Annotated in this window: 16 protein-coding genes; 11 read left to right on the forward strand and 5 right to left on the reverse strand. The window is 33.8% G+C overall.

All coding sequences use genetic code 11. The features are described from left to right. The first annotated feature begins 247 nt into the window (after nucleotides 1–247). On the forward strand, nucleotides 248–2,485 hold the full coding sequence (locus CPHY_RS09330) for an ATP-binding cassette domain-containing protein (protein ID WP_012199824.1): 2,238 nt from the start codon (nucleotides 248–250) through the stop codon (nucleotides 2,483–2,485). A gap of 170 nt (nucleotides 2,486–2,655) precedes the next feature. On the opposite strand, the gene CPHY_RS09335 is transcribed toward CPHY_RS09330, so the two are convergent. Further along, nucleotides 2,656–4,332, reverse strand: a complete 1,677-nt coding sequence (locus CPHY_RS09335) for a cation-translocating P-type ATPase (protein WP_330370913.1) — start codon at nucleotides 4,330–4,332, stop codon at nucleotides 2,656–2,658. Between the two features lie 438 nt (nucleotides 4,333–4,770). Between CPHY_RS09335 and CPHY_RS09340 the strand changes: the two genes are divergently transcribed. Then, a complete protein-coding gene (locus tag CPHY_RS09340; protein ID WP_012199826.1) occupies nucleotides 4,771–6,075 on the forward strand; it encodes an IS30 family transposase in 1,305 nt (434 codons plus the stop codon). Nucleotides 6,076–6,543: 468 nt separating this feature from the next. Here CPHY_RS09340 and CPHY_RS09345 read toward each other — a convergent pair whose 3' ends face one another. Then, nucleotides 6,544–9,075 carry a cation-translocating P-type ATPase gene (locus tag CPHY_RS09345; RefSeq protein WP_012199827.1) on the reverse strand — a complete coding sequence of 844 codons (2,532 nt, stop codon included), beginning with the start codon at nucleotides 9,073–9,075 and terminating at the stop codon, nucleotides 6,544–6,546. Nucleotides 9,076–9,355: 280 nt separating this feature from the next. Further along, the gene (locus CPHY_RS09350; protein WP_012199828.1) at nucleotides 9,356–10,030 is read right to left on the reverse strand and encodes a DUF1232 domain-containing protein; all 675 of its coding nucleotides are present in this window, start codon (nucleotides 10,028–10,030) and stop codon (nucleotides 9,356–9,358) included. Between the two features lie 300 nt (nucleotides 10,031–10,330). Between CPHY_RS09350 and CPHY_RS09355 the strand changes: the two genes are divergently transcribed. The 5 genes from CPHY_RS09355 (at nucleotide 10,331) to CPHY_RS09375 (ending at nucleotide 15,069) form a co-directional block, all read left to right on the forward strand. After that, nucleotides 10,331–12,196, forward strand: coding sequence for a DUF11 domain-containing protein (locus CPHY_RS09355; protein WP_012199829.1), 1,866 nt, complete (start codon nucleotides 10,331–10,333; stop codon nucleotides 12,194–12,196). 431 nt (nucleotides 12,197–12,627) lie between these two features. Beyond that, on the forward strand, nucleotides 12,628–13,032 hold the full coding sequence (locus CPHY_RS09360; RefSeq protein ID WP_012199830.1) for a DUF1801 domain-containing protein: 405 nt from the start codon (nucleotides 12,628–12,630) through the stop codon (nucleotides 13,030–13,032). Between the two features lie 144 nt (nucleotides 13,033–13,176). Beyond that, nucleotides 13,177–13,392: a hypothetical protein gene (locus tag CPHY_RS09365; protein WP_041703435.1), complete on the forward strand. Its 216-nt coding sequence runs from the start codon at nucleotides 13,177–13,179 to the stop codon at nucleotides 13,390–13,392. A gap of 241 nt (nucleotides 13,393–13,633) precedes the next feature. Continuing rightward, nucleotides 13,634–13,849, forward strand: a complete 216-nt coding sequence (locus tag CPHY_RS09370) for a (2Fe-2S)-binding protein (RefSeq protein WP_012199831.1) — start codon at nucleotides 13,634–13,636, stop codon at nucleotides 13,847–13,849. Nucleotides 13,850–14,487: 638 nt separating this feature from the next. Continuing rightward, on the forward strand, nucleotides 14,488–15,069 hold the full coding sequence (locus CPHY_RS09375; protein ID WP_012199832.1) for a 50S ribosomal protein L25: 582 nt from the start codon (nucleotides 14,488–14,490) through the stop codon (nucleotides 15,067–15,069). Nucleotides 15,070–15,534: 465 nt separating this feature from the next. Here CPHY_RS09375 and CPHY_RS09380 read toward each other — a convergent pair whose 3' ends face one another. Continuing rightward, nucleotides 15,535–16,875 carry an MATE family efflux transporter gene (locus CPHY_RS09380; RefSeq protein WP_012199833.1) on the reverse strand — a complete coding sequence of 447 codons (1,341 nt, stop codon included), beginning with the start codon at nucleotides 16,873–16,875 and terminating at the stop codon, nucleotides 15,535–15,537. 232 nt (nucleotides 16,876–17,107) lie between these two features. On the opposite strand from CPHY_RS09380, the gene CPHY_RS09385 reads away from it, so the two are divergent. Further along, nucleotides 17,108–17,566, forward strand: coding sequence for an Lrp/AsnC family transcriptional regulator (locus CPHY_RS09385; protein ID WP_012199834.1), 459 nt, complete (start codon nucleotides 17,108–17,110; stop codon nucleotides 17,564–17,566). A gap of 397 nt (nucleotides 17,567–17,963) precedes the next feature. Here the strand turns inward: CPHY_RS09385 and CPHY_RS09390 are convergent, their stop codons facing one another. Then, entirely contained in the window at nucleotides 17,964–20,048 is a 2,085-nt protein-coding gene (locus CPHY_RS09390) for a sodium-translocating pyrophosphatase (protein ID WP_012199835.1), read from the reverse strand. Between the two features lie 337 nt (nucleotides 20,049–20,385). Between CPHY_RS09390 and CPHY_RS09395 the strand changes: the two genes are divergently transcribed. From CPHY_RS09395 to CPHY_RS09405, 3 genes are all read left to right on the forward strand, one after another. Further along, nucleotides 20,386–20,727 (forward strand): hypothetical protein, encoded by a 342-nt coding sequence (locus tag CPHY_RS09395; protein ID WP_012199836.1) that lies wholly within the window; start codon nucleotides 20,386–20,388, stop codon nucleotides 20,725–20,727. Nucleotides 20,728–21,263: 536 nt separating this feature from the next. Further along, nucleotides 21,264–22,040 (forward strand): class I SAM-dependent methyltransferase, encoded by a 777-nt coding sequence (locus CPHY_RS09400; RefSeq protein ID WP_157668692.1) that lies wholly within the window; start codon nucleotides 21,264–21,266, stop codon nucleotides 22,038–22,040. 537 nt (nucleotides 22,041–22,577) lie between these two features. After that, on the forward strand, nucleotides 22,578–24,896 hold the full coding sequence (locus CPHY_RS09405) for a leucine-rich repeat domain-containing protein (protein ID WP_012199838.1): 2,319 nt from the start codon (nucleotides 22,578–22,580) through the stop codon (nucleotides 24,894–24,896). Nucleotides 24,897–25,417: the final 521 nt, after the last annotated feature.

Here is a 25,417-nt window from a genome sequence, read left to right on the forward strand (position 1 = left end):
TTAATTTACATATTGAGTTAATATATTGTCAATGCATATAAAACACCTACATAGGTATAACGTATATGAAACATTGATATATAAGGGAAGATAAGAGTTTAATTTTAATTATATGGGAGATTATTATGGAGAAAGAATGTTATTACTAATTCGGTTATAAGATTTTGAAATATATTAAATTTGGTTATTCATTTTGAAGTATTTTAATTCAATTATTAAATTTTAGAAAAGTATAAGGAGACCCAATATGGAACATGAATATATTGAGATAGTAGGTGCACGAGCAAATAACTTAAAGAATGTTAGTTTAAAAATTCCAAAAAAGAAGATCACAATTTTTACTGGAGTCTCAGGTTCAGGAAAATCATCGATAGTATTTGAAACAATAGCTCAGGAAGCTGGTCGGCAATTGAATGAAACCTTTAGCAAATTCGTTCAAGGTTTTTTACCTAAGTATGGTCATCCGGATGTTGATGCAATTGAAAATCTATCGTTAGCGATTATTGTTGATCAAAAGAGGATAGGTGGAAACTCACGTTCCACACTCGGTACAATTACGGATATTAATCCATTACTTAGGTTACTGTTTTCAAGAATTGGACAGCCGCATATAGGCCCATCCTCTTATTTTTCTTTTAATGATCCAAATGGAATGTGTAAGACTTGTGAAGGTATTGGAAAGATTGTTACGCTAGATCTTGATAAAGCGCTAGATAAAGAAAAATCGTTAAATGAAGGAGCGATTTTGTTACCGGGTTATAAACCTGGATCATGGCAGTGGAAGATGTATGCTTCAACTGGATTTTTTGATTGTGATAAAAAAATAAAGGATTATTCAGAAGAGGAATATGAGAAACTTGTTTATTGTAAACCTGTAAAAATCAATTCGTCCATCATGGAAGGAATAAATACCACCTATGCAGGACTTGTAGAGAAATTTATAATGCAGAACATCAAAACAGAGTTTGAAAAATCGGAGGCATCACAGAAGAAAATTGCTCCATATACAATGGAAGAGCAGTGCCATGATTGCGGTGGTAAACGATACAATGAACGTACTTTATCTTCGAAAATTATGGGATATACCATTTCAGATTTTACAGCTATGCAGGTGGATGAACTTCTGGAAGTAATTCAAAAAATTGATGACAATAAAATAATACCTATTATTAGGAATTTGACGGAGCGATTGAATGATTTAATTCAAATAGGGCTAGATTATGTAAGCCTCGATAGAGAAACCTCTACCTTATCCGGAGGCGAATCACAACGTGTAAAAATGGTCAAGCACCTTACAAGTAGCTTGACGGATGCAATTTATATTTTTGATGAACCAAGCATTGGATTACACCCAAGAGATGTTCACAGGCTTAATGAACTGCTGGTAAAACTTAGGGATAAAGGCAATACAGTGATTGTGGTTGAACATGACCCTGATGTGATAAAAGTCGCCGATTATATCGTTGATGTTGGTCCGAAAGCTGGTGTAAACGGCGGTAGAATCATGTTTGAGGGTAGCTATAGTGACCTTTTGAATGCTAAAACACTTACAGCAGAATATATCGGAAGGAGTCTACCGATTAAGAGTAAGCCAAGGACAAGCAAGGAATTCTTCGAAACGAAAAAGAGTAGTTTACACAATTTAAAAAATGTTAGTTTAAGAATACCGAAAGGTATCTTCACTGTGGTTACAGGGGTTGCTGGTTCTGGTAAGTCTACGCTTGTTAATGGTGTATTTGCGAAGGAATATAAAGATGCCATTATTATCGACCAGTCCGCAGTTAGCGCAAATTTACGTTCCAATCCAGCAACCTTTACCGGAGTAATGGATCATATACGTAAATTATTTGCCGATGAAAATAAGGTAAGCGCTGGATTATTCAGTTATAATTCGGAGGGCGCATGTGAGGCTTGTAAAGGCCGAGGTTTTATAGAAACAGATCTTTCTTTTATGGATTCCGTGGAAACTATCTGTGAAGAGTGCGGTGGCAAACGATTTAAGCAAGATGTTTTGGAGTACAAGTATAATGCCAAGTCTATTGTTGAAGTTCTTGATATGACAGTAGCAGAAGCGGTTGACTTTTTTACACAAAAGGAAATAATAAATAAGTTAAAGTATATAGTCGATGTTGGCTTGCATTATATGACGCTGGGGCAGCCGTTAGACACCCTTTCCGGTGGTGAGTGCCAACGTTTAAAGCTTGCCAAGGAATTAAGTAAAAAGGGTAATATTTATATCATGGATGAACCTACAACTGGTTTGCATATGTCCGATATTACCAGCATTTTGAACCTAATTGATCATCTTGTTGACAAAGGTAATACCGTTATTGTTATAGAACACAACCTCGATGTAATTCGTAATGCTGACTGGATTATAGATGTAGGCGTTGAAGGTGGCAGTAAAGGTGGGCAAATCCTTTATGAAGGAATACCTGGTAACCTTATAAACTGCAAGGACTCTATCACTGCAAAATACTTGTAAATGAGTGTAGAAAATTCAATAAAATAAGTTCCATCGTCTAACTAGTAGCTAAAAACTTATTATACGAGGAATATACTCTGTGGTAGAAAAACGAAACCAAACATTAAATGGAGTGGAGCAATGAACGTATATTCATTGCTCCACTCCATTTAATATAAGCACTTAATAATCTACGATAGTTTATATTTATGAAGCAGTCTCCATATTAGCTTCCCAAGTTCAGATATCAAAATAACGCTAAATGAAACTCCAAACAATTTCATCCACATCATTAAGTCAAGCGGGATGGTACCGAAAAATGCACCAGCAAACTGTATAATTAAGACTTGCAGCACAAAGGTAATAGAAATAACCAACAACATAATCTTATTTTTCAATAAATGCTTAAAGATACTGACTGAGTGAAGTTCACGGCAATTAAAGGCGTTAAATAGTTGGAACAATGCAAACAATGTAAAAAGTACGGTGGACATTTGCGCTGTAGTCGCTCCTAAAAAGTTGAAGTTATACTGGCATAAAAAGATAATAGAAATATATGTTCCCATTAGCCCAATTCTTGTTAGCATAGCTTTCGATATAATATTGTCACTCCGCTTTGTTGGAGGGCGGCTCATCAGATCGTCATAAATAGGCTCCAGACCTAAAGTAAGCGCAGGTGGGCCATCCATAATAATGTTGATCCATAAGAGTTGTAAGGCTGTAAAGGGTTCTTTGAGTCCCAAAATGATCGATATAAAGACAACGATAACAGAGGATACATTTACTGTCAGCGGGAACTGAATAAACCGCTTAAAGTTTTCGTAAATCCCACGTCCCCAGGCAATTGCCTTAACAATAGTTGAAAAGGAGTCATCAAGAAGAACGATGTCACTAGCTTCTTTGGACACTTCTGTACCAGAGATGCCCATGGCTATACCCACATCGGCATTTTTAAGTGCAGGCGCGTCATTGATACCGTCCCCTGTGACAGCAACTACATTTCCCTGTGCCTTAAGCAGTTTGACAACACGCATTTTTATGGTTGGAGTACTTCGAGCGATAACACTAATTTTAGGAATCATATTTAATAACTCATCATCGTTTAAATCAATAATGTCTTTTGCTTCAACAGCAATGTGTTCTCCACTTAAAATATGAAGTTCATTGGCAATAGCAGTAGCAGTGACGATATTATCTCCTGTCAGTATTTTTAAATCAATACCAGCAAGACGGCAATTTTTAACTGCTTCGTATACATCAGCACGCAGTGGATCGGATATTGTGATAAAGCCATCAAAAACCATATCAGTCTCCATTGCAGTATGGTGACGCTCATCATTATAGTCCCTCATATCATCAAGTTCTTTGTGTGCAAAGGCTATTACACGCATGGCTTTTTTCTGGGCCTTTGTAATGTATTGTTCAATCTCAGTTTTTCTGGTATCAGAAATGTCACACATCGTAAATACACATTCTGGGCTGCCCTTTACATATGAAATGATTTTACCATCCACCTTGCTGATGGTTGTCATGTGCTTTAGCTCGGAGGAAAATGGAAAAGCATGTAGCACTTCATGATCTGAACGTTCGTCTTTATAGGATTTCTCGCTATTTTTTCTGATATCAGAACGCTCATAAAAGTTTAACATCGCACATTCTGTAGGATTCCCGATAAAAGTACCATCCTTAGAAATGTCTGCGGTTGTGTTAAGACAGATATTATGAACAATCCAATTTGATGACAGCTCCGATGGTTTTTCGTGCCACTTGTTGTCATAGAACGCTGAGACCGTCATTTTATTCTCAGTCAGTGTGCCGGTTTTATCCGAGCATATTACATTAATGCAACCAACGGTTTCGGAGGCAATCGTTTTTACTTTCCATAAATTCCTTCACTACAATTCCTCCACATATAAATATTTGGTATCTGATAATTTTTTTACAAAATAAAAGACTCGTGTATAGCACTAGAGCTATACACGAGTCTAAAAAATCATGTATGGCAAATAGAAGCTATACATGAGTCTCGTTTATTAAGACAAGCCAGACTTTTTACAGTCAGTATGTTGACTTGGCACGTAGAAATCTACGCAAACTACTCCCTCACGAGTATTTTAAGTTGTTGGAGTATTATACCATGCAGAAAGGACGTAGTCAAGGATTCGATTACTACAAAATACTTATTTGTTGATTGAAAAACTAGATTCCATTTTTAAATATTAAATATGGAATTTACTCTTTCTTAAACTCCAGTACTCCTTTACTATAAGATTGTATTCCCAATCCGCAGTGAAAGGAGTTTATTTATGTGTAAATTAATACCCGGGAATCAAAAACATCTTACATTAGATAACAGAGTTTACATTGAAAAATCCTTGGATAACAACATGCCCTTTAGTGAAATCGCTAAGTATATTTGCAAGGATCCATCTACCATTTCCAAAGAGGTTAGGAAGCACCGCATATTAAATCCCAGAAATGATTTCATTAACTTCAACCACTGTACTGATCGTCGTGATTGCAAGCTCAGAAATGTCTGCAATCGCTCAATCCCATGCAAGAAGCAGTGTAGTTCCTGTATCGAATGTAATGCTCATTGCATTAAATTTGTCGTAGAGGTATGTTCGACGATTTTGAAATACCCCTATGTCTGTAATGGTTGCCCGAAAAAGGTTCAATGTAGGCTTGATAAATACTTCTACAAAGCTGTTACCTCAAATAAGGAATATAAGACTATTTTGGTTGAATCCAGAAACGGAATCAATATATCGGAGGTAGACCTTAAGCTTATGGATAGTATAGTTTCACCTTTAATCCTACAGGGACAGAGCCCTTATCAGATTGTTCAAAGCCATCCTGAAATTAAATGCACTGAAAAAACAATCTATAATTACATAGCCTCTGGTGCTCTTTCCGTAAAAAATCTCGATCTCCCCCGGAAAGTAAAGTACAAACTCCGTAAACTTCATCCATCAGAAATCAATGATAAAGGTATTTTTGAAGGTCGCTCCTACAAAGATTTTCTTAGCTATATACAAGCCTATCCTGATTCAAATGTTGTGGAAATGGATACCGTAGTTGGTTGCGAAGGTAGTCACAAGGTATTTCTTACCCTGTTTTTCCGAAACTGTAAACTGATGTTGATCTACCTTCTTCCGGATAAAACAACTACATCTGTTAAAAAAGTATTTGACCGTCTTGAAGAAAAAATTTCAACACTTGGGTTTTGCAAAACCTTTCCTGTTATCTTAACTGACAGGGGGGGCGAATTTTTAAAGCCTGATGAACTTGAAACTGGAATCGATAATGTCATTCGAACATCTATTTATTATTGTGACCCCATGGCATCATGGCAGAAACCTGGTATCGAAAAGAACCATGAATTTATACGTTATGTCCTTCCGAAAGGTTCTACATTTGACACCCTCACCCAATGGGATGTTACAAAACTTGCAAGTCATATCAATAGTACAGCAAGAGCCAGCTTAAATGGTCTAGCCCCCATTAAACTGGCCCAAATGCTGCTTGATAATAATGCAGTATATGCATTCGGACTAAGGGAGATACCACCCAATGATATCATACTGACCCCCGAACTGCTGAAAAAGTAACCCATAACTTTTAGCCAATCTGCGGATGAAGAATCGTCAATATCCTATCCCTGACGGGTGGAATTTAGTCTTGCACAAAACTCTCCAGTCGTCTGTTTGCCATGCAGTTTTTTTATTCCGATCATTCCTGTTAGCCTATTATACTATATTTTTTTTATTTATAATATAGCTCAAACCTAGATAAAATGGAATTTAGCCTGCATACTGGAATTTAACTTTACACTGGAATTTAACTTTTCATTCAACCCAAAATACTTATTCGATTACTGCAAAATGCTTATTCAAATACAGTAAAATGCTAATTTATTACTGCAAAATACTAATAATACGGAATCTAATATGTAACAAAACGAGAAGCCTGAAAATTATTAAGGATTTTTAAATTTAAGTTATATTAATTGCTGCCTTGGTATATTATATATCAAGGCAGCAATTAATGCGCTATTAAAAGTAAAGCCAATTTTCAATTTATATTTTCGTACTTCTGACTAAATTATTAGCTTTTCTAGCTAGAATATTTGTTTGAAATGAGTTAAGTGCTACTTTAGCTAGGTCAAGAAGGAAAATGAAAACTCCAGTAACTATTGATAAAGTTGCAAAATCAGTTAATGGCAGAGGAGTAAACCCCATAAAGTCTGCGGTAAAAGGAATATAAGTTAAAGCCACTGATAAAGCCATGAAAAACACAACGGAGCCTAATAGTAAGCGGGAAGGTTTTGTTCCTTTCCAAAAGAAGTTTTTACTCCGGACAGAGATAATAACCAAAAGTTGTGTAAAATTATAAAACAAAAATAGGTTAGTTTGAGTTAAAGCATTTGCTTCTGTACCGACAAGCATAAAGTAAGCTAAATAGTAGACTGCGGTAAAAATGCCTAAGCCCAAAGAAGTTTTCATTAAGGACTTAACTTGACTGACAACTTGAGGTTTGCTAACTTCCTCATCATCGACGCTATCGGAAAATACGCTCATAAGTGGCATATCTTGAATTAAATTACCAATCAAAAGTTGAATTGGTAACATTGGTACGTCTGCGGAGAAGGCTACATAGAAAAACGCTAATGAAAAGAAATTTCCTATATTTCCGATCATGGCATGCTTGATATATTTATTAATGTTAACAAAAATACTTCTGCCATAACGAATTCCATCCACAATTACTTTTAGTTCATCTTCAAGTAAAACAATGTCAGCACTGTCCTTTGCAACATCAGTCGCATTATGAACTGCAACAGCGACATCCGCTAACTTTAGCGAAGGAGCATCATTAATACCGTCACCTTGATACCCTACAACATTATTAAGTTTAAGTCGCTTTATTATGTTGTATTTTTGTTCCGGTGTGACTCTGGCGAAAACAGAACATTCCTTGATTGCTTTATCCAGTTGTAAATCAGTCATCTTTTCAACTTCGTTACCAGAATAAATTTTTTCACCATCCTGTACTAAACCAATTTCTTTTCCAATATAAGCTGCTACTTCTAAACTATCGCCTGTTAAAATCTTGACCGTTATACCTAACTCTTTTGCTTGGTTGATTGTTGCTTTTGCTGTCTTACGAAGAGGGTCAAGTAACTTAGCAAAACCAAGGAAAATCAAATCTTTTTCATTAGATAAGATGTCAAATTCAGAACAGTAGTCAATTTGTTTATAGGCAATTGCTAATTGACGCATGCCTTGTTTACCGGACTGTACAATTAACTGATTGAAGTTTTGACTATCGTTTGTTTGAGAAAGCGAAAGCAAAGTTTCAGGTGAACCAATAACCACTAGATATGATGTGTTTTCATAAGGATTTTTTACAATTACCCTTCTTCTTCTTGCTGCAGGATCAAAAGGCAGAGAATTCACTTGTACCCAATCTTCAACCTGTGCTTTAATTGATTTCGGTATATATTGCAAAAATGCGCGATCAAATGAAGTAACATACTTTTTATTCTTTACATTCAAATCTTCAATTGAAGCATAGGCTAATTTTTGGAAGAATTCTTTATCTTCAGATATAATCTCCTTAATGGTTAAACAATCCTGGGTAAGAGTACCAGTCTTGTCGGTACAAAGAATATTGACTCTTCCTAAGTCTTCTATTGCAGAGAGTCTTTTTACGATAACTTTCTGTTTTGCTAACTGCAGTGCACCGTATGAAAGGTTAATGGTAGTAATCATTGGTAATGCTTCCGGAACGACTGTCATTGCTAGAGCGATTGTAAACAACATTACCTCAGCCAAATCATTAGCGCTGTGTATACTGATAATTTTAGCAGATAACATGAGCACGATTGTGGCACCAATCATGCGCAATATTGAAAAGCTAAATTCAGTTAAAGACTTTTGATATTGAGTAACTTTTTTTGTATCTTTAGACAGTAAGGCAATTTTACCAAGCTCTGTTTGATTACCGGTTGCATATACCACACATTGACATTGACCTCTTTCAATGACGCTTCCTGAAAAAAGAAGAGTGGTATTCAAGTCCTTGTGAGCACATCCTTTACTTACAGGGACTGATTCACCGGTTAATTGTGATTCATTCACAGAAAGATTACTAGATTCCATTATTTTTAGGTCGGCAGGGACGATATCTCCGGCTCGTAAGATAATCGTATCTCCTGGTACAAGCTGATGAACATCAATTAAAACCTGTTCACTATCTCTAATCACTAAAACTTTGCGTTCAATTAATTCAGAGAGCTTTTCGACTGCCTTACCTGAACGATATTCTTGCACAAAACTTAGTACAGAGTTTAAAATAACAATGGTCATGATAATAATAGTTCCGGAATAGTCTTCCATAAAAGCAGATAGAACAGCGGCAAAGATAAGAATAAAGTTTAGTGGATTAATAAATTGCTTACAAAAAGTCTTCCAACTAGTTAATTTTTCTTTAACAAAGGAATTTTCTCCGAATAGTTCCAGTTTTGTTTTAACTTGATCAGAAGTCAAACCGTTTGGTGAGTAATTTTTAACAGCAGATTCAACAAAAGATTTTTTAAATTGAGACATATGCAACACTCCTTAACATTTATACTACAATATATTGTTTTTTTTTTATTTTGTTACACGTAGAACAATGATATCTATTTTTATTGCAACATCTGTTACAATAATGGAACATTATATATGAATGAAAGGGAATGCGAACTTTCCTAGACATGAATAAAAGAGTCGGTATAGAACACCGGCTCTCAGACTATAGACAAGTTATTGTACCTTTAATTATGTTACATAAAATAAACGCCATAATTTATGTGATAACGCTACTAATTAGCTATAGTTATGTTTGTTATAAAGAAATATGAAATTCTTGTGAAAGACGGTTTACAGTTAAAGTGACTGCGATAGCGTCATCTAAATATCCTATAGGGAAAGCATAATCTGGAATGGCGTCTGGCATATGAATAAAATAAAGTAAAGTGCTTCCGATTACAGCTTTTGCACCTGGTTCGATATCTTTTGAACGAAACAATTCAAATAGTGCATTCAATTGATTAATGATGGCTCCTGCTCCATTTAACTCGTTTAGCTTGGATACAAAATTGTTAAGAATAAGATCTTTTCCTGCCGATGTTTTCGCGTACAACTCGTATTTTTTTAATTCTTTTTGTATATCGTTTATAATTTCATCCAACTCTAGATCAAATGATTTCAGTACATCGCAAATCATATTCATTATGATATTAGAATCAGTATTCATTTTTTCACTGACACCGATGCCAACTGAATTTAATAATTGTTCAATCGGTATATTTAATTGTTTGGAAAATACTTGTAGGTGGTGTATATTAGCAGGTTGCTTGTTAGACAATATTCTGGATATACTAGCAGAACTAATTCCAGATAGTTCGCTTAATTTCCGTAAAGACAAAGACTGCTCTGTCATTGCCGTCTTTATGATAGCTCCTAATTCTGTCATATCATTGCACGGTATAGAATCTGAATATCCTTTATCTAAGCACACGCCATCACATCCATCTAAAAATTTATATTATACTAATTATATTAAGACAATTCAGAACTTATGAGAGAATTATTAAGAATGCTAAGGTAATGCAATGCTTGACCTTATATCCAATTTAAGTTCTTTGTATTTCTAGTATATGCTCATCATAGTCTGTGATGTGAAACGAGTAATATTTATTCTAACTATAATTTTCAGTTAAAAATCTATGTTTTACATTCTTATACAAAAAGAAAAGTAACACATAAAGAGATTTTGAAGAATATCATAATATGAGTAAATTTATATAAAGGTGATAATATGGCAACAGTATCAGGTCTACTCGATTTTGACAGAAATAGAAGTGCTACTATTGATGCTGGAGATTCAGGTATAGCTAATGTACCAGTTGTACTACAGAATATAGCTACAGATGTAAGTCTTGTTGTTCTTACAGATGCCGCAGGAAATTATGTATTTATTAATGTTCCAAATGGTAGCTATAGAATAGTAGAGGCCTTTGGAACTACTGGAGGAGTGGCATCGCCAGGCGATTTTACGAATGCAGTAGTAGGATCAGTTCCTACAGCTGTTACACCACCTATCAGTTTTGTAACGAATCCTCCTTCAGGGTCAACAAATCTGGACTGTTTAACTCCTAATACCATATTTATAACGGTAACAGGAGCTGATATAACAAATCAAAATATCTTAAATGGTCCAGTAATTTATACACCTATACAAACTATACTGGATCCATGTACAACTTTGTCCACTACAAATCTTATTACAGATGCAGATAACGGAACATTTGGATTCTTTCTACCAGGTACACCAGCGAATACAGGACCTGCTACCGCACCATATCCAGGTGCTACGCCAGACTTTACGTATGTAGTACCAGATCCAACCACGTTTACACCAACGGATGGAGAATATACTGTACAAAATATTATGACTGATGCTATGAGTAATGTGATAGGGGCTTGGTGGCGCATTGCTGACCATACTACAGGAAATGAAACAGGAAGAATGATGGTAGTGAATGGTTTTAACCCAGGTGCTGTATTTTTTAGATCAACAGTATCGGTTACACCGAATACAAACTTTTTATTTAGCACATGGATTCTAAATCTCTTTAAGGTAACGGGATTTCCACCAGCTCAGTTAGGCGTTAGAATACTGGATCAAAACGGTAACACATTGTTTCAACAAACATTAGGAGTTCTAATCCCAGAAAATACAAATGCACCAGAGTGGAAACAAATAGGAACTGTCATTAATTCACTAAATAATACTCAACTCACAGTAGAATTTTTCAGTGAAGGTGAAGCTGTTATTGGGAATGATTATGCGATTGATGACGTTGCTTTAAATCCAATCACAGTTCCAATATTTACTCCAGTAAAATCAAGTAATGCGCAAACTGCACTTGTTGGAGATATCGTAACGTATACAGTTCAATTAACAAATACTTGTACTAGTTCTTTAACAGATGTATTTTTTGAAGATATAATTCCACTTGGTTTAACATTTATACCTGGAAGTGTAACGGTTAATGGAGTATCTCAGCCAGGAGTAGATCCTAATGTAGGTTTTACATTACCAGATATTGTAGGTGGTACAACTACTGTAGTAACTTTTCAAGTAAGAGTTGAAGGTATACCTAATCCAAATCCTGCTATTAATGTAGCAACTATCGATTACTCTTATACACCTGTAGAGGGTGGTATACCAATGACCTTTTCAGAAGATTCTAATCAAGTTCCACTTCTAGTTGAAGAAGTCGCAACAGAAGCAGACCTTGCTGTAGTAAAATCAAGTGTTCAACAAACTGCAGTACCAGGAGAGACGTTCAGCTATACGATTGTAGTTTCAAATCTCGGCCCAGCCGATGCAGAGAGTGTCCTTCTAACGGATATTATACCATCTTCTATTCTTAGTCCACAGTACTCGCTGGACGATGGAGTAACTTTCCAGCCATGGACAGGTAGTCTTAATTTAGGAACTGTAGAGGCAGAAGGGGTAAGAGTTATCATAATAGGAGGAACCGTAAGCCTGACAGCAACAGGAGATATTACAAATACAGCGGTAGTTAGTTCACCTACACCGGATCCTAATCTGGAGAATAACACGTCTACGCTAAAGACACCAGTAGCAGCCATAGTAAGAGGAGTACCATTTTAATCTTTGACCAGGGGCCCTTAATTTAGGAACATTACCAGCAGGAGCGGTAGTAACTATTTCTGCGATCGAAATAACTTTTAGTGATTTCAATCTTAATTAAAGTTGTGTAATTTCAAGAAGGCATCAGGAAAGTATCCTGGTGCCTTTATCTTAATAAAATTTATGAAGAAATATTAAAAATTCTATACCAAACGATGAGAAGATTGTGATAGCCAAGTAATTACTATCACCGTGGTAACAAACTAGGAATCAAAAATTTGGAAGATTTTAATATTTGTTGTTGAAATAAATCTACTAAAGATATACAATTATGAAAAATAATATTTAACAGTGAAATTATTGTTTTTTAGTGGACATGAATTATTGTAATATCAATGAGATATTAATATTAATCCGAAACCTTAACAATATTTTTAGAAGGAGGATTTACCATGGAAATGCAGTCGACAGAAGACTCGAAATCACCATCCCAACAGATTGACGAAAAAATTGAGGAACTGGGTGATTGGCGGGGGCAGATGCTTTCAAAGGTACGTAACTTGATAAAACAGGTTGACCCAGACGTAGTAGAAGAGTGGAAATGGAGAGGAACCCCTGTGTGGTCTCATGATGGGATGATTTGTACAGGAGAGACTTATAAGAACGCTGTGAAGATGACTTTTGCTAAGGGAGCATCACTTGATGATCCAACGCATATTTTTAACTCAAGTTTGGATGGAAATACAAGAAGAGCTATCGATTTTCACGAAGGAGATGAGGTGAACGAGGAGGCGTTAAAGAAACTAATCAGCGCTGCCATTGCTCTAAATAAATCGAGTCATAAGAAATCTCGCTAAAGGGTGAACTTACATGACATAACTTACTTTACTAATGACAAATTTAAGGTGTGATACAAAGAACGAAAGATAACTCTAGAGATATTGAATAATAGAAAAGTATAAAAAATGTTATAACATAAAAATTACAGGGGGAAAAATGATATGGAGAAACTAAAATCGGTTGGTTCAGTTTTATTAACATTAGGAATTCTTTCTATTTTATTATCATTAGTACATTTGCAGATAAAAGGTATGGACATTTTTGGGCAATATAAGAGATATGTAGAGATTGGTAGTATTGTTATAGGAGTGGTAATTCTCATAATTACAAAAGTTTTTGATAAAGGCAAGAATGATACAGAAGATCATAATAAATAAATGTATTAAAAATCTTTGCAATACTGCTTTTTAAGCATTAATGCAAAGATTTTTTTATAAAAAATATTGTTTCTAGAGTAATATATTCATTAAAAATAAGGCGGAATCCTGTTGACATAGAACAAGGAAAGAATTATAGTATTTGAAATAAGTTTATAATCCATGATGTCGATATAAATAATGGAACATACATCAATTTGGTTAAAGGATAAATCAATAATAGTGAAGGAGATGAGACACCGTGTCTGAGGAAAATCAAGATATATTAGACAAATACACGAAAGTTTGTATATGTAAAGCAATAAGTAAAAGTACTATGAAAAAGGTAATAAAAGATGGTGCTGATACGCTACAGAAAGTTCAAAAGGCAACATCGGCAGGAAGCGGAAGTTGCGGAGGAAGACGATGCACACCTAAAATCTTGCAATTGTTGGAAGAGAACAAACAAGAACAATAGAATGTAATGTATGGATCTAAAATATAAGGGTTATTAGAATGTAATATAATATATGGATCTATAAAATGTTAGGATTAATAAATTGTAAGTATAACTAGAAAAAATAAACCAAGCAACTGTAATTTGCTTTGGTTTATTTTTTTTACTCTTACTGTTGGTGATTAAAAGTGAATGTTCCTGATTTTAAAGATTTTTATAAATTTTATGCTCAAAAAGAAGTGACTGTAGTAGATATAACCACTCAGGAAAAAATAAAATACCCAAGGAAGAGAGTACTTTTTTAGAAAAAGTCTACTTAATGATACTTAAATTATCTGAAAATAAAAAATGAGCTTGACTATTCACAGAAATATAATATAATAGATAAGACGTAATGTTTACGATTCATTGTGATGATTAAAATTAATAAATAATAAATTTTAGTATTTTAAAATACATAATTAAAAACGGATAAAATTATTATATGTTAGAAAATAACTAATTAGATATCTACATTTCTTTAAATTATGTTGAGAAATATAAAATTGCGTATTAAATAAATCACACTGAATTTAATATTTTGGAATATTCATTTTAGAGTCTAGAAGGCTTTTGAATGATTACTACACTATATAATATTTTTAAGGAGGCTTTTTAGCATGCAAGAAACCGCTTTATTAAACATGGTACCAAGGACTAGCACTAGTAAGGGTGCAAATAAGTTATTAAGGAACAATGGGTATTTACCAGGTAATATTTTTGGTAAAGGAATGGAATCCATATCGATAGCAGTTAAGAAGGATGAATTTAAAAAATCGATAAAAGAATACGGTAGAAATGCTGTATTTAAGCTTGTAGATACTAATAATAAAGAATACACAGTTATGACAAAAGAAATTACTGTGGCACCTCTTATTAATGAAATCTCTCATTTGAATTTTCAATTAGTATCACTTTCAGAGGCGATTAAACAAGAGGTAGCTTTTAAGATTATTGGTACAGAATTCCTTGAATCAAAAAGATTACTTCTGAACAGTCACGTGGATTCAGTTCCAGTATCTGGATTACCACATGATATTCCTCATGAATTAGAGATTGATGTTTCATCCATGAACTCTGGTGATAGTTTATTATTTAAAGATATAAAACTCCCAGAAGGAATTACTTCCGATGTTGATCCAGAGCTAAAAATAATAACAGTAAAAGGATTAAAAAGACAGGAAGTAGCTGCGAGTGAATAAGAAGATATAACTTAATAATATTAAATCCATAATTTAATTATAAATTGTATTAATGTATATGGTGATTTTGAAGCTTTTTCGGTAACGAAGAAGCTTCTTTTTTCACTTAATATGACGATATCTTCTGGCAAGTAAGTGAAAACTTTTAGTTAGTAGAAGGGGTAACACACGAAATAATTTTGATTGACATTATATGGAATTAAAGATAAGATAGTATTAATGGTTATCCAAAATATAACAAATGAGGAGGTGAGATAAATGGGAGATAAGAATCCAAAAAAGGCTCCGAAAAAGAAGGGTTCCGCACAATCATCAGCGGCATCAGCTTCAACAAAGAAAAAATAAGACACAAAGATTCCCTCTAGTTGTGAAAGAGGGAATCTTTGTGTTTATAGGATTATTAATGAAATAAGAATATAACGAAATATGATTATAACGAGATAAGATTATTATCGGTATAGGTCATCAAAAGTTACTAGACGTAAATTGATATCTTATAAATATAATACCAATGATGTCTGCCAAGGCCCACCCAATTGGGATAGACCACCATATTCCAACTAATCCAATGAAAGATACTGAGGAAAGTATATAAGCTAATATAACTCTAGTGCCTAAACTTACCATTGTAAGGACGATTGATATACCAGGTTTACCAAGTCCTCGAAATAAACCATAGAACATAAATAAATATCCAATTAAGCAATAAAAGCCAGCTACAATCCATAGGTATTGAATGCCAATCTTTAATATTTCTGTTTCTTCTTTATTAACAAATATGTACATTAAAGGTTTTGCAAATAATAATATGAAAACTGAAATAATGATACAGTAAATAGTAATTATTTTAACCGCTGAGCGTATTCCAGTACGAATACGTTCTAATTTTTTTGCTCCCATATTTTGAGCAATAAAGGTTGAAAATGCGTTACCAAAATCCTGTACCGGCATGTAAGCAAAACTTTCTATTTTAACTACTGCAGTAAAGGCAGCCATTGTTGAAACACCGAAGCTATTTACCAATCCTTGAATCATTAATATTCCAAAATTCATAATTGAATATTGTATGCTTGAGAGGATGGAGTAATTCGAAACCATTGTTACAACACTCTTATTTAAATATAGATGTTCCCGTTTCAGACGAATCTGAGGAACATGAAACATACAAAAAATTGCAATACCAATTGCTGAAAATCCTTGTGCAATAATCGTAGCATAAGCTGCACCAGCAATACCCATATGTAATGGCACGACAAAAATGATATCCAGTACGATATTTATGATAGCAGACATAATTAAAAATACTAGCGGAACGATTGAATTCCCTAAACTACGCATAACAGCACTAAAATAGTTATAGATATAGGTAAAACCAATTCCTAAAAAGATAATTTGCAGGTAGGTCTTCGAATCACTGAGAACTTCTGGAGGGATATTGATAAAGGTTAAAATTTCGTCAATAAATATAATTGAGAGTAAGTTAATAACAATGGTGACAATTCCAATAAAAATAAAGGATGTAAAAAAGCTGTTTTTTAATTTATCAATTTCGTTAGCACCATAATTTAAAGAGAAAACTGCTCCACTACCCATGCAAAATCCGATGATAATAGAGGTTAATAAGACCATAACTGTAAACGAACTACCCACTGCAGCCAGAGCATTAGGGCCTATAAATTTACCTACGATAATAGTATCAGCAACATTATATAATTGTTGAAAGATATTACCTATTATCATTGGAATGGCAAAATGAATCATTGTTTTTGTTTCGTTACCATTAAGAAGATCTCTTGTACTTTTCATTTTTATAAATAAAATTCCTTTCCGTTATTATTTTTTAGTAAAGTAATGAATAAGACTAGTTTTATTTTTGGTTTCATTATGTTAAATACAACTTACATTATGTAATATATTTAGACTACCATTAGATTCCAGGTATGTCAATATGAGTTAATGAAAAGAAGGTTTTCTTGTTTTTGCAACCATAAAATGTTATCATGAATGGAAGCATACTTAAAAATAGGAGTGAGAGTTTATGTATTTAAATGGATTGGATGAGGTAGACAGAACAATTATTTCATTACTTACTAAAAATGCTAGAATGAGTTATGTAGATATTGGTGAGGCTGTCGGATTATCCCGAGTTGCTGTTAAAACAAGGATTTGCGCTTTAGAGGAAAGAGGAATCATAGAAGAGTATACTACCATTATTAATCCACAAAAAATAAGTAGTGCTGTATCGTCCTATTATGAGATAGAAATAGAGCCTAGATATTATCAAGAAGTGATAGATATTTTAGAAAAAAATGATAGGGTTACTCAAATCTATCAAGTATCTGGAAAAAACAAATTGCATGTTCATGCAGTAGCAGAAGATAATGACGGAATGGAAGAATTTTTAAATAGTGTGATGTATAAATTACCGGGAGTTTTAACATTAGATTGTAATATAATTCTCTCAAGAATTAAGGATATAAAGGGACTGAGATTATAGATCTCTATATTTAATGAAATTATTTTTTAAAACTATGGATGGTGTACATATGTGCATAATATGTTCAAACTTTGAAGATCTTTTAGAATTTATAAAAGTAAATGAATTAAATATGACCAATTATTCTCCAATAACAGGATCATATGTTATTGGACAGTAGTCACAGCACAGCAATGGCCTTTACCGTTTTGCAACTGTGTAACGTGTAAAGAAACCAAGCTAATTAAAGAGAAGATGAGAAAAAGCAATAATCTCCGAACGTCTTAACAAAAGATGTTCGGAGATTATAAATTTTTATAGCTTTATTAAACTAACTTTGATTTTTATATTATTGATAAAACCAGATTTTGCTTTGGTCGAACCTATTAGAATTACATTTGCCACATGCTTTCGTTAATTATAGTAAATAGCTAGCAACAATAAGTGATGCAAAAACTATGGAAACCATAGAAGTAAGCTTAATTAAAATGTTAATTGATGGGCCGGAGGTATCTTTAAAAGGATCACCAACGGTGTCTCCGACAACAGCTGCTTTATGTTGGTCACTTCCTTTTCCATTATGTGCACCCTGCTCAATAAACTTTTTGGCATTATCCCATGCTCCGCCGGAATTGGCCATCATAACAGCTAGTACAAAACCTGTAACTGTATTGCCTGCAAGGAGACCAGCAACACCTTCTGGACCCATAATAAATCCAACGACAATTGGAATAATAACAGCAATCAAAGCTGGTGCAATCATGAGTTTTTGAGCTGACTTTGTACACATATCAACACAGGAAGCATAATCTGGCTCTGCTTTTCCTTCCATAATCCCAATGATAGTCTTAAACTGACGTCTTACTTCTAATACAATTGACTGAGCCGCTTTACCTACCGCACTCATGGTTAACGCAGCGAAGAGAAATGGTAACATACCTCCTATAAATAGTCCTACCAATACTTTAGGATTAGTGATTGTTAGGTCAAGTTTTAATTCAGGACTAATCTGATGGATCTTATCAATGTAAGAAGCTATCAATGCGAGAGCAGTTAAAGCAGCGGAACCTATCGCAAATCCTTTTCCAGTAGCAGCAGTTGTGTTTCCTAAAGCATCCAAAGCATCTGTTCTTTCTCTTACAGAAGCATCCATATGTGTCATCTCTGCAATTCCACCAGCATTATCAGCAATTGGACCATATGCATCTGTAGCTAGTGTAATACCTAAAGTGGATAGCATTCCTACTGCAGATAAACCTATACCGTAAAGTCCGATATTAAAATCATTTACACCTCCGGTAGCGTAGTAGCTAACAAGAACTGAAATACCTACGATTACTACAGGGACTACAGTAGATAGCATACCAAGAGATAATCCGCTGATTATGACAGTAGCAGGTCCTGTTTCACTAGAATCAGCAAGTTTCTTTGTTGGTTTATAAGAATCAGATGTAAAATATTCTGTTATAGCGCCAATTAAAACTCCGGCTATCAATCCTGAAAGAATCGCGACATAAAGACCCATATGATCCGGAAGTAATATCTTAATTACAAAATAAGATGCAACAACGATGATACCAGCACTGATATATGTACCTGTCCTTAGTGCCCTTAGAAGATTCTTTTGTGAAGCACCTTCTTTGGTTTTAACAAAAAATGTTCCAATAATCGAAGCTACTACACCAATTGCTGCTAGTAACATTGGTACAGAAACACCACTTATTCCATATCCGGCGGCAACAGCTAGAGCTGCTGTAGATACAATTGAACCAACATAAGATTCATAAAGGTCAGCTCCCATTCCTGCTACATCACCAACATTGTCACCAACATTATCAGCAATAACTGCTGGATTACGAGCGTCGTCTTCTGGTATACCTGCCTCTATCTTACCAACAAGATCAGCTCCAACATCAGCGGCTTTCGTAAAAATACCTCCACCTACTCTGGCAAAGAGAGCCATACTAGACGCACCCATACCGAAAGTTAGCATATTCGATGTGATTTCTGCAATCTTTTCGCTTGCCGGAAGGTTATGGAATACTGCATTTAAAATTAAATACCATATAGAAAGATCTAGAAGACCAAGACCAACTACTGTAAATCCCATAACTGAACCAGCAGAAAATGCTACTCTGAGTCCTTTGTTTAGGCTCTTTGATGCTCCCTCAGCAGTTCTATTGTTAGCCATAGTAGCAGTATGCATTCCAATAAAACCAGAGAGTCCTGAAAAAAATCCACCTGTTAGAAAAGCAAAAGGAGTGAAAAAGCTTAAATAACCAGTAAAGGCCATAATGATTAATATACAAAAGACTACACCGAAAAATAAAGCCACTCCTGTATATTGCCGTTTCAAGTAAGCATTTGCACCTTTTCTGACAGCTGTTGAGATTTTTATCATTTCAGCTGTGCCTTCCGGTTGCTTTTTAACACGTAGGAACATGCATAAGGCGAAAATAAGGCCTAACAATGATCCTGCTGCAACAAAATAAATAGCATTCATAAAATTTACCTCCTAAATTCATATTACTAGTCTATATATATGATTAATAAAATAGGAAATACCAATACTTTGTACCATTTTTTTCTAAGGTTAATAATTTTCTATTCAATTGATGAAATTATTAGAAGAATGGTTGTAAATGGTCGGAGAACATGGATAAAGAAAGATAAATGGACTTTGACAATTAATATTGATAGATGATAGAATATGTAATAATCTGTTAATTGATCTTTCAATCAGTGAGGAGAAGATATACCATTTTAACCTACAACAATGTTCTAGACGAAGAAACAATATCGTTTTTTTGCATAAGATAACAATAAAAGGATTAATTTCGATGTATAGTACAGAAAAGTATGAAATATCGTTTGCTGGTGTAAGGGATAATAGATTTAATTTAAATGCTGTTACTAGCATCTGGAGATTAGCTGCGAATACTGCAGAAGGAGAAACAGGGCTTTATATTAATGCGCAGATCGAGGAGAGAAATCTTGTATGCCATAATTGCTGCGTTTCTGAGATAGCTATTGTAGCGACTGTTGTCAGAAATCCGATAAGTGAACCAAATGATAATTTTTTCTATGAGGTATTACAGCATGTGGTTGATCTAATTAGGGAAACTGTAGGTAATGTGTCAACAACTATAATCAAGGCGTTAGTTGAGGTGGCGATAAGATAATATTTTAGCTTTAACATAATGAATGTTGAAATATTGACTAATTTTTTTCATCCGAAGCAATTTAGTAATATAAACTTTTATCAACTACCCTGTTAATTGGGGTAGTTGAATAACCCTATTAATTTTGAAGACAAGCCATAAGAATCTAAATAAGAATATAGCTAAACTTCTGATACAGTTGCAACTATTCTCTATTTGGTCAAAGAAATTATAACAACCCACTAATAATATTTAGTAGGTTGTGTTTTTTTACATAAATATAATATACGAAGTTTTAAGTATAAAAATAATATAAATAAAACTAACATTTTAATTACCGTAAGAGAGATTCTAGGTTACGGGATTATTAGAAGGTAAAGTTGATAAGTGGTATAATATGTATTATACTTGTCTGTATAAGTTCGGTTATGCCGCTTATGCGTTACTAAAAAAATTAGAAGGGGTGATTTCATATGAAAAATACAATATTAGAAAGTTTGAAATATATGAGGAGGGCGACTATATTTTAACCCTCCTATCAAATGGAGGATAATAAATTGTATAAAGAAGAAGCAATTATTTCAAAGTGGATAGCTGATATGTATGAAAAAGATGAAACAGATACTAATGATGTAGAATTTTTACTATCAGTTATAGGTTCAAAACCAAAACATATTTTAGAGATTGCTTGTGGGAGTGGTCGAATTCTTGTTCCTTTAGCAAAAGCAGGTCATATTGTTACAGGATTAGATTTTGATCCATTTATGCTAAGTAAAATAGAATCGAAATCTGAGGGGCTAAGCAATATTTTTTGGCGTAAGGCTGATGTTATTGATGATGAATGGGATAACGATTATGATATTGTAGTAATTGCAGGAAATTTTTTGTTCAATATCATTTCTGGCACGGACTATGAAAAGGCACAGAAGTTACTTATTGAAAAATCAGCGAAATCACTGGTTTCTGGCGGAAGTATCTATATTGATTATGGATATACTTTACATCCCGAATCTTGGTATGATGATCCGGGTGAACGCGTGATTTGGCAAGGAATAGATAGTGATGGAAACACTGGTAAAATGATGCTGTTTGGTAGTACATTTGATAAAGAAACTAGAATTGTTAATTCTACTCGCAGATTTGAAATTCAATGTGTAAGTGGAGAAATAATCAAACAAGATATCAATACAGTAAAACATTTTGCTACGCTTGAGCAAATATATTCTTGGTTAGCTTCTGCAGGATTTGTTATAGAAGAAGAATACGGGGACTACAATAGTAATCCTATTAGCGAAACTACAAGCAGAGCTATTATTTCGGCAAAAAAAATTTAGAATTTTACTCAATATTGTGAGCGTACCCTAAACAAAATAAGGCGAATACATATATCAAAACAATTAACCATTAAATGGGGCAGTACGGTATGGCACAGGATATTTCGGTATTCTGTGCCTTTTCCGTTGTCACGCAACCAATTGAAGTAATTCATTAGTTGATACAGCGAGTACTTCGTAAAAGCATAAGCTTTAATCAACTTACCCAGGAAGGAATCAAATGAATGTTGAGACAATGCAAAAAAAGCTGAAGACAGAACGTAAATAAAAATTTACATTGTTAGTTGATAAATTATGTAGTATTGTTTTAGTGTAGATTGTTATATAACAGGATAGAAAGCATAATCTATGACATGAAAAATTTCGCGAGGCGTGATTTTCCTTGTTTAGATAAATGTAGAGTTAATCATATCGACGTAATTATAAACGTAAATGAAAATTAAAATTCAAATTTCTATCTAATTAAAATCAAGGCTGACTATGTATTTGTATATACATTAATAAATTCTAAGGATCAATAATTAAGGAGGGGATTTCATGGAGAAAAATAATCTCAATTATACTAAACATTGTAATATAAACGATAAAAATAAGCTTTTAAAAAGATTAATCAAATCATATTTATGCTTCTTAATAATAACGATATACCTCATTCAGTCATTACCTGTTAAGGCAGCAGATAGTACTTCAGATACCAGCGCTTCTGATAATAATAGTGTTAAAACAGGAAAGCAAAAGAGCGGAGAACTTCATGCATTTTATCCTTCGAACGCAGTATTTTCAGAGCAGATGAAACAGTACATAGATGACTTAGAGTCCATAAGTTTTGCTTGGAGTAGAATAGATGCAGAAGATTCTGGTTGTTTAAACTCTGTTAAAGGTCAGAACGGTAATTATGGATTCTATTATCCGAATGACTATCTTCAACCGTTAGAATATGCAAAGAGTCAGGGAAAATCAATCCAGTTAAATATATATATGGATGGTCCCGATGGTACAAAATTGTTACCATATGCAGACGAGCGAGCGGCCATGGTGTCCGCTATAGTAAATACTGTACAGAGCGATCTTTCGCTGGGAGAAGATATTTACTATGATGGTGTGGTAATTGACTTTGAAGGGCTACGCAATACAGATGGAAATGGTAATTCTATTCTTTATAATGGAAAGCCAATCAGTACTTATTATACACAATTTTTGACGGAGCTTAGGGAACAATTTGACAGCATCGGAAAAAATCTGTATGTAGCAGTAAACCCAGCATTATATTTCGATGGTTATGATTATTCCAAGATTCTTAATGTGGCTGACCGAGTAATTGTCATGGCACATGACTATGAACCTGTACAAAAAGTACTAAAGAATCAGATAGAGCAGTACACAGGCTATAATGCTTTGGACCCTACCCATAGCCTTGCACCGATACAGATGGTTAGAATGGCATTAAACGATATAAGAAATGCTGCTTCTAATACTTCAGAGCTTTCAAAGGTTTGGTTACAGATTGCATTTGACACTGCTCAGTGGCAGTTTGATGTAAAGAGTGCGAAGGAGTGGACTGAATTACCTACCACAACCTTAAGTAGGGGAGGAAGGCTTACCCCGTTATATAAATCAATAAAGGCACGTATCGATAATACGGATGGTTATGGGCAGAATTTAAGTTATGGATATAACAATGAATTACAAAGTCCATACATTCAGTACTTTAATACCTCTGACAAGTCTTGGAATGTCATTATCTATGAAGATAGTTCTAGTATTAGTGCTAAGATAGAATTAGCTAAGTCCTATAATCTTGGTGGTATTTCTCTTTGGAGTCTTGCCAATATACCAGATTATAATGATACGAATGGGAAGAAGTATCATCTAAATGCTTGGAATACAATAATAGCAGAAATGAAAACTTATGATACATTACCGGCAGAAAGTAGTAAATATGTTAGTTTTACAGATGCTTTCGTAGAAAAGGCAGTTAGAGAAAAACTTGGAAAAGTATCAGGAAAGATATCGGTGGAAGAGCTACATGGTATTTATCGTTTGAAGCTACCAAAAGGAGTAAAAAGTTTAAAGGATTTGAATAAGCTAGCAAATCTTGAGTATCTAGATGCCGGACAGTTAGGTATAAAGGATATAACAGCCATAGGTAATCTGAAAAATATACGTGTGCTTTACCTTCAGCGTAACTTGGTATCTGATATTAGTGCTCTTAAAAAATTAACTAAGCTAGAGGTTCTATCCTTAAATGGTAATCAGATTGAATCCATCAGTGCTTTGTCAACCTTAACAAATTTGCGAGAGCTATATATACGTGAGAATAAGATAAAAAATATATCATCACTAAATAAGCTGACAAAACTGATACTATTAGAGGGTGGGAAAAATAATTTACAGAATATTGACAGCCTTAAAAATTTGAAAAACATCAAGTCTTTAACATTGGACAATAATATTATTAAAGATATTACAGGGTTAAAGGTATTGACTAATTTAAAGTATTTGGATTTATCAAATAATAAGATTACTTCGATTAATGCGTTAAAAAATCTGAGTGGATTGGAGACTTTATACCTTCAAAGAAACTCCATCACTGATATTAGTGCAATTTCTACTTTGAAAAAGCTAAAGCTATTATCCATGAATGGAAATAAAATTTCTGATGTAAAGCCTCTAACAAAGCTTGCTAATTTAGAAAAGCTTTATTTAAAGGATAATAAGATAAAAAGTATTGCTTCTTTAAAAGGACTTGTTAATCTAAATGAACTTTATTTAATGGGAAATAGTGTTTCTAATTATAGTCCTGTTAAAACGATGTATGCTAAAAAGGGTTTTGTCTGTGATTTTAAAATTAACTAAGAAAAACAAGCGAAAGCGGTTTACTGCTTTCGCTTGTTTCATTATGAGATCATTTTCTATACTGTTACTTCTTGAATGTAACTATCAATTAATGTATAAATCCACATATTTAGAGGTGAGAAATGAAAGCCTAAAGCACTAGCCTTGTCCGTATTGATGCTGTATTCATTCTCACTGTTATAGGGTGTTTTTTCTCCATCCTCTGCCAATATGGCCTTTTTCCCTGTAAAATTTCTAATGGGTACCCATTTGCATAACTTATTTAGTTTTTCTTAGATCGCAAACATTATTACGACCTTTCATTGTACAAACATTATTTCAACACTTCAATGGATACCTTTTTAAACACTCCATTTTCGTATTTTTAAAGACATTTCTTGATGAACAACTAACACAGTATACTAAAACATAACCTATTATTTTACGTATACAATAGTGCAGTATTGAAACAATATAATACATATGTAATTTATATTTTCCAATAAAAGTTAAAAAATTTATGAAAATAGCACAAAAATTTA

The organism is Lachnoclostridium phytofermentans ISDg, assembly GCF_000018685.1.
GTDB classification, from domain to species: domain Bacteria; phylum Bacillota; class Clostridia; order Lachnospirales; family Lachnospiraceae; genus Lachnoclostridium; species Lachnoclostridium phytofermentans.